Genomic DNA, 14,329 nt, shown 5'->3' with positions numbered 1-14,329 from the left:
AACAACCGCCCATGCTTTTTACGATGGATCAATAACTTGCTTGACGAATGATTCAAAGTGCATACCCCGAGAAGCTTTAAACAAGATTAACGTATCGTTTGAAACATATTCCTCAAGGGCTTGAGATAATTTTTCCCTGGAATTGAAGGGCCTGCAATCGATTGATGGATACCGTTTTTTCACAATAGAGGTTATTTCATCTGCGTCATCACCTAAAGTGAAAACGGCATCCACCGAATCATCGATATTGTCTGCAACCGTTTGGTGAAGAGTTTTTGACTTTTCACCAAGCTCAAACATATCCCCTAAAACAAGAACTTTTTGCATAAATCCTTCTAATTGCTTCACAACATTCACGCTTGCCTTCATGGACGTTGGTGAAGCATTATATGCATCATTGATTATGGATGAACCATTTTTACCGTTCAGCATTTCAAACCGCATCGCTGACAGGTTCAATTCTGTTAAAGCCTGCTTTACATTCTCTCTTGCTATACCAAGCAGTTTTCCTATCGTTACTGCAAAGGCTGCGTTCAACGCATGGTGACTCCCGAGCAATGATATCGTATAGGCATCATCATCTGAGAGTTCAAATTGTGTATATTCCTGAAAAAGCTTTACTTTTTTTATGAAAACATCATTGCTCACGTCAAATCCGCATGTGATAACATGGTGACGCTGATGAATCTGCCTTAACAGTGTTTCGTCACCATCAATTATTAAGTGTCCATCCTCACTCAATCCCTTGGTAATCTCGAGCTTTGCTTTGGCAATCCCCTCTCTTGAGCCTAAATATTCAATATGTGATTCACCAATATTCGTTATCACCGCATAATCGGGTTTCGCTATATGACTCAAAGTTTCAATTTCACCAAAGTGATTCATGCCCATTTCCACTACCAGTGCTGTTGTATCCGGCGGCATTGACAAAATCGTAAGTGGAACACCGATTTGATTATTCAGGTTGCCTTGTGTCTTATGTGTTTTAAAAGATGAATCAACAACTGAAGCAATCAGGTCTTTGGTTGTCGTCTTACCATTCGACCCGGTTACACCAATAACGACCGGATTTGTCTTTTCCCGATACGCCTGCGCCAGTTCCTGCAGCGCTCGCAACGTGTCCTCGACAAAAAACACCGGAAAATCACCCGGCAAAAAATCCGGCAGTTTTTTCTTTTTATCCCATAAGGCAGCAATAGCTCCCTGGTTAAAGGCTTCTTTCATATAATCATGACCATCAAAGTTTTCACCTGTTAATGGAATAAACAGGGATTGATCTGCTTTTACCCGGCTGTCTGTTGTCACTTCAGCAATCTCTGCTGAATCATGTGCAGATCCTTTAAAATCCGTGAAAACAGTTGCCAGCCATCCGATTGTAAATAGCATTCCTGATTCTCCTTAGCTTCCTTATCTTAAAAGACGTTCGAAAAGTTTAATGAAGATAACATATACTTGGATTCCCGGTGACACGTTTGTTTCATCATTATCCCGAATGTCGGCCGGTTCTCCTATTTTTTATGTTGAACTTTAAATTGTATTGCTTCTTTTGCTACTTCACGATCATCAAAGTTATATTGGGTATTGCCGATTTCCTGGTAAGTTTCATGTCCTTTTCCGGCAATTAATACAATATCACCTTTTTCAGCGAGAGAAACTGCATGATATATAGCATCCTGGCGGTTTTCGATAACCGTATAATGATCAGCATCAAGTCCATCCGTCATATCGTCCAGAATGGCTTGCGGATCTTCTGTACGTGGGTTATCAGAAGTGAAAATAGCCTGATCTGCATATTGCAGTGCAATTGAAGCCATTAACGGGCGCTTTGATTTATCCCGGTCACCGCCACAGCCAACCACTACATAAACATTATTTTCAGCAAATTCTTTAATCGTTTGCAGTACATTTTCCAATGAATCTGGTGCATGTGCATAGTCAACGACTGTCGCAAACTCCTGGTTATCATCAACAGGCTGGAAACGCCCGTCAACACCTTGAACACTTTCGAGTGCGTCTTTGATAACGTCAAGCGGCACACCTGCACAGATGGCGGCTGCACTTGCAGCAAGCATATTGTACACATTGAATTTTCCAATCAGTCTGCTGTTTATCCGAGTTGATCCGACTGGGGTATCCATCGTAAATGTCGTTTTCGTTATCTCCAAACTGATGTCAGTTGCCTTAACCTGTGCATCACCGTGACAGCCATATGTCATAACATGCTGTGCTGTACTTTTTTCCAGTACGGTATATTCGGGAACGTCCTTATTAATGACCGCAAATTTCTTTTTCTCCTCATTATAGGTATTCCCCAACTGTGCAAACAAAAGACTTTTCGCATGGAGATAATCTTTCATGTCCTCGTGATAGTCCAAATGATCCTGAGATAAATTTGTAAACACTGCGATATCAAAATCACATCCTTGAACACGTCCCATATCCAATGCATGGGACGATACCTCCATGATCGCCGTATCGACATTTTCTTGAATCATCTTATGAAATGACTTTTGTAAATTTAATGCATCAGGTGTTGTGTTCTGTACCGGATAAGTTTCCTGACCGATTTTCATTTGAATCGTCCCGATAATTCCTGCTTTCCGATTTAACTGATTAAAAATCGATTCCAGCAAATAGGTGATCGTGGTTTTACCATTCGTACCGGTCACGCCAATAAGCGGTAATTCCTGCGTTGGATAACCATAAAACCTGGAAGCTAGTATCGCCATCGCTCTGGTAGTATCCGGAACACGAATAACTGGAACGGAAGCATTCACATCTTTTTCTGCAAGTATAGCAGAAGCTCCATTGTTAACAGCCTGTTCAACAAATTCATGGCCATCAACCGTAAAACCTTCCACACAAACAAACAGACTCCCATCGCCTGCATGTCTGGAATCAGCTACTACATGACTGATCGTTATATCGTCAGTCTCTGTTGAAACATCATAAAATGGTAAAATAGATAGCAATTTTGACAAATTCATTTCAAACACCCTGTTCTGAACTAAACTATACATTTTAGGTGCAACCGGACGCTTGACTGATTGCAGCCTTTTTACATTCTTTTTTTGATATAGAGCATAAAACGTTCTTCTACCATTCAGTGAAGAAGTGCACTTCACTGAATGAAGTTTCACTTTTCCCCGCATGTAACAGGTCAGTAGCCCGCCAAAATACGGCGGCTAACTGCCTGTAAATGCCCGATTCGGTTCGGGCCTGCAGGATGCAGGTCACAAAGGCGTTGCAACAGGACGTTGCGTACTTAGCCTTTGTTCTTTATATCAGTGAAGAAATGCGCTTCACTGAATGAAGTTTCACTTTTCCCCGCATGTAACAGGTCATTAACCCGCCAAAATACGGCGACTAACTGCCTGTAAATGCCCGATTCGGTTCAACTAACATTCAGTGAAGAAATGCGCTTCACTGAATGAAGTTTCACTTTATTATAGCAAACTTTTAACTTGTTCACGATGAATTTTCATCAGATAAATAAATTCTTACTTTTTCACCTTGTTCGACTTTTGCTCCTGGGCTTGGCGCCTGGTCAACAATATAATTTCCGGAACCGCTTGTTTCAATTGACAGGTTCGTCTGATATTCAATTAAATCTTCTTTCCTCAGACCGATCAGATCCGGTACTTCAACCGGTGGCTGTTCGGGCCAGGTATATTCTTTGTCCGGCCCGCCTTCGCTTGGCTCAACACCCATGGCACGCAGACTATCTCCAATAATGGTTCCGACGATTGGTCCAACAACAGGTCCGCCGAACTGTACTGTACCTTTCGGATTGTCTATGGCAACATAAACAACAACTTCGGGGTCATCAGCCGGTGCAAATCCCATAAACGATACAACATAATTATCCGCCATATAGTTGCCATCCGGACCCACTTTCTGGGCTGTACCTGTTTTGCCGCCAACACGATAACCATCAACGTATGCCGGACGTCCGGTTCCTTCAGCGACAACACTTTCAAGGGCATAGCGGATTTCCTCTGAGGTGGACTCCGAAATAATGTTTTCTTTTAGTGTTGGCTCAACTTTATCTACTGTCTGATTTGTCTTTGGATCAACCCATTCTTCGGCAATATAAGGTTCATATAATTCTCCACCATTTACAGCCGCTGAAACAGCCATTACCTGCTGGATAGGTGTTACGGAAACGCCCTGTCCAAATGAAGTCGTTCCAAGCTCAACCGGGCCGACATCTTCCGGTTCAAATAAAATCCCATTCCCTTCACCACGCAAATCGATACCTGTTTTTTCCCCGAACCCGAAGTCTTCAATATAGCTGAATAGTTTTTCTTCACCAAGTTCGGAGCCCATTTGTACAAATCCGGGGTTGCAGGAATTTTGCACAACTTCCAGATAGGATTGGTGACCGTGCCCGCCACTTTTCCAGCAGTGCAGCTCTGTACCGCCTACAGAAATATCCCCGTCATCATGAAACTCATCATCCTCAAGATCCACCATTTGTTCCTCGAGAGCAGCTGCCAGGGTGATAATTTTAAAGGTCGATCCTGGTTCGAATGTACTCCATATTGGTAAATTACGATCGTATATTTCCGAATCGACATTCTGATAATCTTCGGGATGAAAGTTTGGTCGTGACGCCATTCCCATAACGCCTCCCGTGTCGGGATCAACTGCAATCGCCATTGCACCGTCCGGGTTATATTGTGATACAGCAAGATCCAGTTCACGTTCCATAATAGTCTGTACCCTGGAATCGATTGTTGTTTTCAAATTCAGTCCATCTTCGGGAGCTTTATAATCATCCGCAATTTGTTCAAGTTCCTGACCTTTAGCATCAGAATAAAAGGATAAACTTCCTTCTTCGCCACTCAATTGCTCATTATAAAAAAGTTCCAGTCCCATTAAACCTTGGTTATCAATACCAGCAAACCCTAAAACATGCGACAAAGAGTCGTCAAAGGGATAATGGCGTTTGGAATCCTTCGCCAGATATATTCCATCAAGGTTTAATGTTCGGAAGGCCTCTTCCTGTTCCTCTGATAGCTTCCTTCCCTCGGGATGCACACGTGAATAGACTGCATCTTTTGTGACATAGTCGTACGCCTCTTGTTCAGAAATATTCAATATGTCGGCCATTTTGCCTGCAGTATTCTGGGGATTTTCTACTTGTTTGGGTACAACAATAACGGATGGTGCCGAAACATTTTCAGCCAGTACCTCACCTTGCCTGTCCAATATTTTCCCGCGCTCAGGCTCAAAAGTAATATCTCTGCTCCAGGACTCATCAGCAAGATCCATCAGATCATCACCAATCACAAATTGGACATATCCAAGCCGCACATCAATAATTAAAAAAAGCAAGAGCCCGATAAGAAAAACCGCGATGATTCGTTTTCGTACAGTAACAGAAGATACACGTTTCATATTCGATCCCCTTTTCATATTCATAGGTAGGCTTGTATCCACTATATGAGCATGAAAAATCGAATAGAACATTTTTACACGATTAGAAAAACTCAGGCCTGGTCTCGTCTTTTCAGAGGTCAGATGCCGGAAATCGGACTTGAAGAAATTGGCAAATTCCCTGATTTCAAGATTGAAAACGGCCCCTGAAATAATATACTTTCTTATAAGGTCAACCATATTCTATACTTTCTGACGCTGCAAAAACAGCCACGTCCCGCAATTTAAACAGGACGTGGCATGCTTGTCTCTTTTGCTCCTGTTATTCGTCTGTATCCCCGGATTCTCCTTCAGTATCTTCAGGGGGATTCAGTTCAACGCCTAAATAATCATCTTTTTGAAGCGGCGTACCTTCCTCAATACTTTGTGTCACGGCGTAACCATTCCCAATCGGTTCAACTCTCAATTCAATTAAGCCGGCTAATTGGAGAATATCCCGCAATGACCAACCGGTAATATCCGGCATTTCCGGTTCATCTGTTACAAGAATAATTCTGTCGCCCGGAAGCAATTCGTCACCTTCAGCCGCACTTGCGTTTGTAATCGTATTGCCGGAGCCGATTACGGACACGTTCAAACCACTATCTTCCAGTTCAGTTTGGACTTGTGACGTTTCCCGTTCAACGATTTCCGGCAATTGAACCGGCTGAATTTGCTCGGATGCTTCTTTGTCAGGTTCAATATTCAAGTAATGCAGGCTATTCTGCATGACATTGTTAAAAATGAATGAGACTGGAGCTGAGCCAATTTCGTCATAATCAATATCAGGCTGTTTAACGGACACATACATCATCAGTTCGGGATCTTCCTTTGGTGCCATTCCAAGAAACGAAAACATATTGTTCCCGTGGCCAGTTAATAATTCACCGTTTTCATAGATTTGTGATGTGCCGGTTTTACCTGCAACTGAGTAATCTTCAAGTTTATATTGCTGTCCTGTGCCGTCTTCAGACGAGACTACCGATTCCATAAGATCCAGCATCTTATCGGAGGTTTCCTGTGAAATCGGTTCTGATACGACTTCCGGAGAATTTTTTTCGAGTGTTTCTCCGGTGGTAGAATCCACTGTTTCCGAAATGACAAAGGGTTTCATCATTTCGCCATCATTGGCAATGGCACTTGCAGCCTTCATTTGCTGAATAGGTGTGACAGTACTCGCTTGCCCGAAGGCTGTCGATATTTTATCACGCGGGTAATCATAGACGAGTTGTCCCGTATCTTCACCAGGCAAATCGATAGCAGTTTTTTCGTCAAAATCAAATGTATCCCAATAATTCAGGAATTCTTCCGTACCGATTTTTTCCCATAAAAGTTTGGCAGCGGCAACGTTTGAAGAACGGACGAAACCTTCATCATAGGTGATCGACCCCCAGCCATCGCCGCCGTTATGGTCCCTGACCGGTTCCACACGGTCGCTGATTTCATATGTGCCTGATTCAAACCATTCGTCACCTTGATAGACACCTTCTTCCATGGCTGCTGACCATGTGAACATCTTCATGGTCGACCCTGGTTCAACTGGTGTCGCTATCGCATCATTGTACCAGTTTTCAACATCTGCCGGATTATTCGGATTATAACTTGGCCGGTTACTCATGGCCAATACTTCGCCGGTTTCGGGATCCATTACGATTGCGGACATACGCTCAGGATCGTATTCGTTATCCATTTGTGTCATGGCATCTTCCAATAATGTTTGTATCTTTTGGTCAATGGTTAAGTAAACATCTCCGCCATCTTCCGGCTGCTTAATCACTTCATTCGGATTCAATAATCTGGTGTTATACTGGTCACGTTCATACGAGATATACCCATCTTCTCCGCCCAACAGGCCGTTCATCTCATTTTCTATTCCGGTAACACCATTAATGACCGCATCATCCTTTTGCGCAAACCCAACGATATGTGATGCAAACATACCATTAGGATAATAACGGATGGGTTCTTCAACAAATTCAATCCCAGGAAGTTCTAATGCCTCGATTTCTTCCTTGGTTTCCTGTGAAATTTCTTTACCTGAATTACCGAATTCCACTTGAAACTGATCTCCCTGGATACCTTCCTGCAACTGTTCAAGCAGATAACTTTCATCCGCCTCCAATAAAGGAGCCAGTTCTTCTGCTGTTTTTTCCGGATTCACAACATGCATTGGCTCCTCTTCATCTTGCGTATATGATTCACTTACAATTGCCTGAATTCGATATGTAGGACGATCGTATGCTAATGTCATTCCATTTCGATCATAAATATTCCCGCGTTCTGCATCAAGGGTGTAGGATGCAGTCCGCTTTTCTTCAGCTAGTGCTTCCAGTGAAACACCATCAATCTCTCCCGTAGCCTGGATATACAGGAATCTTCCGGATATAAGTAAAAATAGCCCAACAAACAGAATAATCAGAATCCCGGACATAACCTGAGTATTTTTGTTTTTCTTCATAACGCATCCGCCTTGCTTAGTTGTTATTATAAGCTGTTGCTTGTTTTACCTGGGCATCCTGTATTTTTAAACCATTCTCTTTTGCGATTCGCGTTATTCGTTCAGGCCTCTCCAATTGTTTTTTCTCATAAACCAATCCTTCATTGGTGACTTTCTGGTGCTGTACATTTTGTTCAAGTGATTCCAATTCTCTGTTGAGCGAATCTGTTGAAGACGCAAAGGAAACAACATAAATACTTGCAGCGATCAATATAACAGCGACCACTGAATACAGAATCTTTTCGCCCTTTGTGATCCAGCTTTTTTTCCGGACTTTGACGACTGTTTGTTTATCCTGTTTTGGTGCATTTGATGCATAGGATCGTTCCCAGCTTCGAGCAAGATTATCATTCATGATTTTTTCCACCCTTCTTCATATGTGAAATCTGCATGCCACTGATCTATTTTTTCAGCAATTCGTAATTTAGCTGAGCGAGATCGACGATTTTCATCAAGTTCATCCTCACTGGGCACAATTGGTTTTTTATTGACCAACTTAAATGGCGCCTGATGATCTTCTGGTATGACCGGCAAGTTTCGCGGAACCTGTTTTGCTGTCGTCCATTTTTTAAATGCTTGCTTACATATCCTGTCTTCCAATGAGTGAAAGGTTATAACAGCGATTCTGCCGTTAATGGCAACCGATCGTGCCGCTTGATGGAGCGCATCATTAAATGTGGTTAATTCATCATTGACAGCAATCCGCAAAGCCTGAAAAATCCGCTTCGCCGGGTGTCCGCCCTTTCTGCGGGCCGGAGCGGGAATTGCCTCTTTGATAATATCCACCAGCTGATAGGTTGTTTCAATCGGTTTTTCTTTTCTGGTATTCTCAATTTTTCGAGCTATTTGTTTGGAAAATTTCTCCTCACCATAACTGAAAAATATTTTCACTAATTGGTTATATGACCATTCATTTATGATTTTATACGCATCCAGTTGCTGGGACTGATTCATGCGCATATCCAGTGTTGCGTCATGCTGGTAACTAAAGCCTCTTTCCCCGTGATCCAGCTGTGGGGAAGAGACACCTAAGTCAAACAAAACACCATCAATGTGCGCGATTTGATGATCGGCTAATTGTGACGCAAGTTCCCTGAAGTTTGCCTCAATAAAAAGAATTCGGTCCTGATATGGGTGAAGACGGTTCTTAGCCGCCTCAAGAGCTTCGGGATCCTGATCAAAAGCTATCAGCAGGCCATTGCTGTTCAAATGTGAAGCAATTCGTTCGGCATGACCGCCACCACCAACTGTACAGTCCACATATGTACCATCAGGCTTAACGGCCAGTCCTTTGAGCACTTCTTCTTCTAAAACACTGTAATGATTAAACATGAATTACACCCGTTTTCTCTCCAAAAGCTTAAATATCAAAATCCATCAGGTTTTCGGCAATTTCACCGAACGATTCTTCTGAGTCATTGAAATAGTCTTCCCAGTGTTCATTAGCCCAGAATTCAACCCGATTGGACACGCCAATGACAACACATTCCTTATCCAAAGCAGCATAATTGCGTAATGGCTGCGGAATGTTTATTCTTCCCTGTTTATCCACGTCACATTCAACTGCTCCAGAGAAGAAGAACCTTGTAAAAGCACGGGCATCTTTTTTAGTAAGTGGGAGTTTTTTCAGCTTTTCCTCAAGCAATTTCCATTCATCCATTGGGTAAGCAAATAGACACTTGTCAAGTCCACGGGTAACAACAAAGGTATCCCCAAGCCCTTCACGAAACTTGGCAGGCACAATAATTCTTCCTTTTGTATCAATATTGTGCTGGTGTTCACCCATGAACATAGAGTACGCCCCACTTTCTTATAGACATGTTACCACATTCCCCCACAATTCACCACCGTATTTCTAAAATTTTTTCCGTGATATTATAAATTAGGCCTATGGCTTCATGAGAGCCGGTGATAAATAAGACATGCCAATATCCCGAAAACACTGTAACAAGGGGGATTTTTTGGCATAAAAAAACCACCTTCCGCCACTCATTCAGCGAAAGTGGTAGAAGGTGGGGGATATTTGTTTACAGATAAACAATGTGGTGGTCATACTCAAATGAGCACGTTTTCCTTGCTAGTTGTTTAATGAAATAAACGCCGTAATCATTCAGCCAAAATAATGGATTCCAGATCCGTTCCTGCAATCCATTATGTGGATGGGTGCTATTATGGATCAAATCAAATTCATGCAACTCGCCAACATACTTTTCTTCCAATGTTTTCATAATCCGATTTTCCAGATACGCAATATGTTCATTCAAATAGTAGAGGTTTTTATCAGCTAACTCGCCTAAATCGGTCCGTGTTTCCCTGGCGATATCACGTAATGGTTTGTGGACGCCTGCAACAGCCTGTCGGACTTCAGAAGCAATTTGCTGGACTGGTGGTGAACTTTGGGAAGTCAGCCATTTGATTTTATCAGCTTCCGCGCCATAGTTAACTGCATCATCACCAGTGATACCATACTTAAGCATTATTTTTTCAACGTGACGATCAATTAATGTTAATGATAAACGCGGGAGCACTGGCGGCATCTCCATATTAACTGCCTGAAACGCGGGCTTTAAAGCAGACCAGTAGCCAACCTCGCCGGGTCCTCCAATAAAAGCTAGCGTCGGAAATAAGCATTCCTGCATGAGCGGCCTTGTGACAACATTATTGCTTAAAAGTACCGGGTGGTTGTTTGCCGCCTCCAGCATTTCCTCCGTTGTCAACTGAACTTCATTCTGTTTGCCTACCCAGTTGCCTTCATCGTCCCTCGTCAATAAAATTCGATTGTCACCTTCATGATAAAAAAGATGGGCATCATCAGATTCCGTGTCCAGAGAAACAGAATAACCTTTTTGACTCAGCTGTTGTAATGACGTATGGACCCCCGAACTGATTTCCCGTTGTTTTTTGATTAGCGTGGTGAAATGCTCCCGTTCCAACTCACGCAGTCCGGAATCAGCAGAATCAACAAGAACAATTCCTTCTTCATCGAACAATTGATAAATAACTCTTGCAAAAAAATCAACATATGTAGCTGATTGATGCAGACAATTCTGAATTGTCCTGTATAAACTTTGGGTGTGCTCAGTTTCGGTCAGCCGTTCAAATAGGTTATCCACCCATTGTGCGGCCGCGGATTGATCAATTGAAATAGTTGATACAGGGCATTTATCAGTTATCTGCTGTTGTAATTTATGTTTTTTCAAACTGTTTTCTTCCGGGACATAAATATGGTTTATTTCATCAAAGTCATGGTCCTCACCAGCTATCCAAAATACTGGTATAACAGGTATCTGAAGTCTCGACTCCTGATCTTTGGCAAATTGAATGATTGATATGATTTTATTAATCGTATACATCGGACCCGTCAAAAGACCTGCCTGCTGTCCCCCTATAACAACAACACTATTATCTTTTTTCAGCCTGTTAATATTCCGATATACAGCTTCAGGAGCATCCCATCGTTTATTCATCCCGGCTAATGCCTCCGTCAGTTGTTCGCGATCGATGTATTTCTGTTGTAATACCTGCGCTCTTGTATGGTAGGTCGCTTCCGAATATGGATCATAGTCAAAATGCTCCGAAATACTTGGATGTTGTTTCCGATAATCATCTATTAATGCGTTCTGTTTTTGTAATTTAATTGGCGTGATCCGCATTGATCATATGCTCCTTTTACCGTAATCATATATATCCATTACGTATTGTACATAAATCGGGAGCTGTTTGCACTCAAACTGTTTATAAACATTTAGCTTTAAACTATATTCAGTATAATTCCAATTAAAATTAGTAAAACGTATAACACGATAAATATCAAAAAGCAGGCACGCCAAAAAATTTTAAACACTTTTCTAAACACAACTTCAGTATACATTTTCCACTGAACCACGGCTATAACTGCAAACATCGTAAGCAGTACAGCAAGAATGATACCTGGAAACGCACTTCCGACAATCGTTTTGAACATTATCATCACATTAATGATATAAAGTAGTGTCGTCCAGTTTACAGCGGCATGAAGAGCTCGCCATTTTCGCCCGTATATATTTTTACTCACAAAATAGACAGCCAAAGTTATCATGACTGGTATAGTAATCATGGTTCCAATAATATAAGCAAATAAATCCAATAACATTTACGGTCATTAATTCCCTTCTGCCATTCAAGTATTTTTTAAAAGATATAATTGCGGCCGAACAAAAGGCTTTTACTAAAATCCCCCATGATTCTTGTTTCTTCCATTCCATTCCTGGTCTTTTTATATTATAATTAATAATAGAGAAATTCTAAATACTTTTGTCTCTTAGGGGGCTGGATAATGATGAACAACATAAAGGTAGAGAAGCTTTTAATCAATTATAAAACATTGGAGCAATTCAAGCGTTTTAAAGAATACGGCAATCAGGAATTGTCCATGTTAGAGGATTTACAGAACAATATCATTGAAAATGACAGTGAATCCCCGTTTTATGGCATTCATATGGGACATAACCTGATCGCCCGCATGAGTTTGTATCGTGTCAGAGAGAAATATGATGCGTATTTCGAACCGCCTCAGGATTACCTGGAACTGTGGAAGCTGGAAGTTTTGCCTGATTACCGGGGGAGAAATTACGGAAAAGCCCTGGTTGATTTTGCGAAAAGCTTTCAACTGCCGATTAAAACAAATCCCCGGATTAACTCACATGGTTTTTGGGAAAAGATGGGTTTCCGAAAAGCTAAATATGAAATGGAGAGAGACCTGGGTGAAAATCCGCTCATCTGGATGCCTGCAGGTGTGAAAGAAAAGAATCTTGAAGAATCGTAACCCGTGAGAACGGTAAGGTGGTTGTTGGCCATGCTGCCATACATGAATAAGAAAAACTAAAGTCTTGCCTCGTCTTTCCAGAGGACAGAGGTAAGAGGCCGAATTGGATGAAATCGGCGAGAGAGCCGATTTCTGTATTTAAAACGCCTGCCTTATTAAAAATAAAGACATGAATGGCCTGACACCAACATTCATGTCTTGTTTCTTCATTTCTTTTGTTCATTGACCCAAGCCCATAACTTTCCCATCTCTTCCCAAGCCTGTTCATATCGGCTCAGTTGTTGTTTCAGTGCCTCATTTTCCTTCACCAGCTGATGACGTATGCTTTCCTGCTCATAATGGAATAATTGCTTTTCTCCAGGGGAATGATTCCGCATTTTTTCAAGTAAAGAAATGGCATCTGTAAGTGGATCCTCGCTGTTCATGTTTTTTGAATCATAGTGAATCATTGTCTTCTGACGATTATTTTGTTTGCGGTCTTCTTTGGCGCTCTCAATCGCATCCTCGTATTGCTTCCGGATAGATGCATTCCAGCGAAAACCGCATGCTGCTGAGGTTCGCGATAATTGTTCAGCTACCTCTTTAAACGCTTCAAGCTGTGTCCTTCCCTCTCTTATATGGCGAAGAACAGTTTCTGCCAATAGTATATCTTCATCTTTCGTCCATGCATCCTGGCGTGTAGCATTCATAACATCCCTCCTTATGCATTTGCTATCAATGTATGCAAAAGGTAGGTGTGATAGAATCGATCACAGCCAAAATTTTCAGGAAAACCAGCCATTCACTATCATGCCGATTAGGTTAGCTTAACATATAGCAGTAACGTAAAATGTTGTAAAACCTCATTTTCGCGAAAAAAATTGTCGGACAGCTTCCTTATGTTCCTTTGTTTCCCATAACTCAGCACAATTTCTCACTTCATCGTCCATCTGAGCAGAAAGCGATAAGCTTGATATTTTTTTCTTATATTGATTTTTTAATATTTTCATTTGCTCGAGTGACTTTGAGAGATATGGTCTTAAAAGCGTATCCCGGTCATTCCATTCATTATCAGCAGCAACTCTTTGGATCCAGCATCGATCATGCAGAAAACTGACTTCGTGCTTTTCCGCTTCCATCAGCCACTGAAATGCAAAAGCAGGATGAACTTTTTCATATAAAAGTACCCCGCCGCCCCAGCCTGGTATGATTCCCAGTTTTGTCTGAACAAATCCGAACCGGGCATGTTCCCTGGCAATGCGAAAATCACACGCTGTTGCAATTTCACAGCCACCTCCCATTGCATCTCCATTCAGCAGGCAAACGGTTGGAACGGGAAAAGATACAATTTCGTACAGCACTTCTTTCATAGGATATAAAGTGGCAAATGCTTCGTCAGAATTCATGTCCCCGTGTAAATCCTTTAAGTCTCCACCGGCACAAAACATGAGCTCCCCGGAAGCGGTAATGACCAAAAATTTTATCGGCTGTTGTTTAGCAGTCTCGATCGCTTTTCTGAATGATGCCGCCATCTCATTTGATACGGCATTCATTTTGTCCGGCCGATTAAGCTTTATTTCACCATAACCTTGTGCAGCTGTTCTGTATTGGACCAACTCTGTCATTTG

The 14,329-nt window shown here is 41.9% G+C and carries 12 protein-coding genes; 1 reads left to right on the top strand and 11 read right to left on the bottom strand.

Going from position 1 to position 14,329, the window contains the following annotated elements:
* Positions 1 to 18: 18 nt before the first annotated feature.
* From murF to Len3610_RS21670, 9 genes are all read right to left on the bottom strand, one after another.
* The gene (gene murF, locus Len3610_RS04385; RefSeq protein ID WP_176446884.1) at positions 19 to 1,386 is read right to left on the bottom strand and encodes a UDP-N-acetylmuramoyl-tripeptide--D-alanyl-D-alanine ligase; all 1,368 of its coding nucleotides are present in this window, start codon (positions 1,384 to 1,386) and stop codon (positions 19 to 21) included.
* A gap of 122 nt (positions 1,387 to 1,508) precedes the next feature.
* Positions 1,509 to 2,987 (bottom strand): UDP-N-acetylmuramoyl-L-alanyl-D-glutamate--2,6-diaminopimelate ligase, encoded by a 1,479-nt coding sequence (locus tag Len3610_RS04380; RefSeq protein WP_176446883.1) that lies wholly within the window; start codon positions 2,985 to 2,987, stop codon positions 1,509 to 1,511.
* Between the two features lie 481 nt (positions 2,988 to 3,468).
* Positions 3,469 to 5,403: a stage V sporulation protein D gene (locus Len3610_RS04375; protein ID WP_176446882.1), complete on the bottom strand. Its 1,935-nt coding sequence runs from the start codon at positions 5,401 to 5,403 to the stop codon at positions 3,469 to 3,471.
* A gap of 301 nt (positions 5,404 to 5,704) precedes the next feature.
* On the bottom strand, positions 5,705 to 7,879 hold the full coding sequence (locus Len3610_RS04370) for a penicillin-binding protein (RefSeq protein WP_176446881.1): 2,175 nt from the start codon (positions 7,877 to 7,879) through the stop codon (positions 5,705 to 5,707).
* A 16-nt stretch (positions 7,880 to 7,895) separates the two neighbouring features.
* Entirely contained in the window at positions 7,896 to 8,273 is a 378-nt protein-coding gene (gene ftsL, locus Len3610_RS04365; protein WP_176446880.1) for a cell division protein FtsL, read from the bottom strand.
* Positions 8,270 to 9,250, bottom strand: coding sequence for a 16S rRNA (cytosine(1402)-N(4))-methyltransferase RsmH (rsmH, locus tag Len3610_RS04360; protein WP_176446879.1), 981 nt, complete (start codon positions 9,248 to 9,250; stop codon positions 8,270 to 8,272). The genes ftsL and rsmH overlap by 4 nt, the downstream gene beginning before the upstream one ends.
* A gap of 28 nt (positions 9,251 to 9,278) precedes the next feature.
* On the bottom strand, positions 9,279 to 9,710 hold the full coding sequence (gene mraZ / locus Len3610_RS04355; RefSeq protein ID WP_176446878.1) for a division/cell wall cluster transcriptional repressor MraZ: 432 nt from the start codon (positions 9,708 to 9,710) through the stop codon (positions 9,279 to 9,281).
* 235 nt (positions 9,711 to 9,945) lie between these two features.
* Positions 9,946 to 11,571, bottom strand: a complete 1,626-nt coding sequence (gene bshC, locus Len3610_RS04350) for a bacillithiol biosynthesis cysteine-adding enzyme BshC (RefSeq protein WP_176446877.1) — start codon at positions 11,569 to 11,571, stop codon at positions 9,946 to 9,948.
* Between the two features lie 98 nt (positions 11,572 to 11,669).
* Complete coding sequence (locus tag Len3610_RS21670; RefSeq protein ID WP_369693677.1) at positions 11,670 to 12,014, bottom strand: DUF3397 domain-containing protein; 345 nt, start codon at positions 12,012 to 12,014, stop codon at positions 11,670 to 11,672.
* Positions 12,015 to 12,236: 222 nt separating this feature from the next.
* Between Len3610_RS21670 and Len3610_RS04340 the strand changes: the two genes are divergently transcribed.
* Complete coding sequence (locus Len3610_RS04340) at positions 12,237 to 12,722, top strand: N-acetyltransferase (protein ID WP_176449548.1); 486 nt, start codon at positions 12,237 to 12,239, stop codon at positions 12,720 to 12,722.
* A 206-nt stretch (positions 12,723 to 12,928) separates the two neighbouring features.
* Here the strand turns inward: Len3610_RS04340 and Len3610_RS04335 are convergent, their stop codons facing one another.
* Both Len3610_RS04335 and Len3610_RS04330 read right to left on the bottom strand, forming a co-directional pair.
* Entirely contained in the window at positions 12,929 to 13,411 is a 483-nt protein-coding gene (locus tag Len3610_RS04335; RefSeq protein WP_176446875.1) for an RsfA family transcriptional regulator, read from the bottom strand.
* 153 nt (positions 13,412 to 13,564) lie between these two features.
* A complete protein-coding gene (locus Len3610_RS04330; protein WP_176446874.1) occupies positions 13,565 to 14,326 on the bottom strand; it encodes an enoyl-CoA hydratase/isomerase family protein in 762 nt (253 codons plus the stop codon).
* Positions 14,327 to 14,329: the final 3 nt, after the last annotated feature.

Origin of the sequence: Lentibacillus sp. CBA3610 (genome assembly GCF_013373365.1) — a bacterium.
Classification (GTDB): domain Bacteria; phylum Bacillota; class Bacilli; order Bacillales; family Amphibacillaceae; genus Lentibacillus.
Note: the sequence above shows the minus strand (reverse complement) of the source record. Positions and strands in the feature narration are given on the sequence as shown.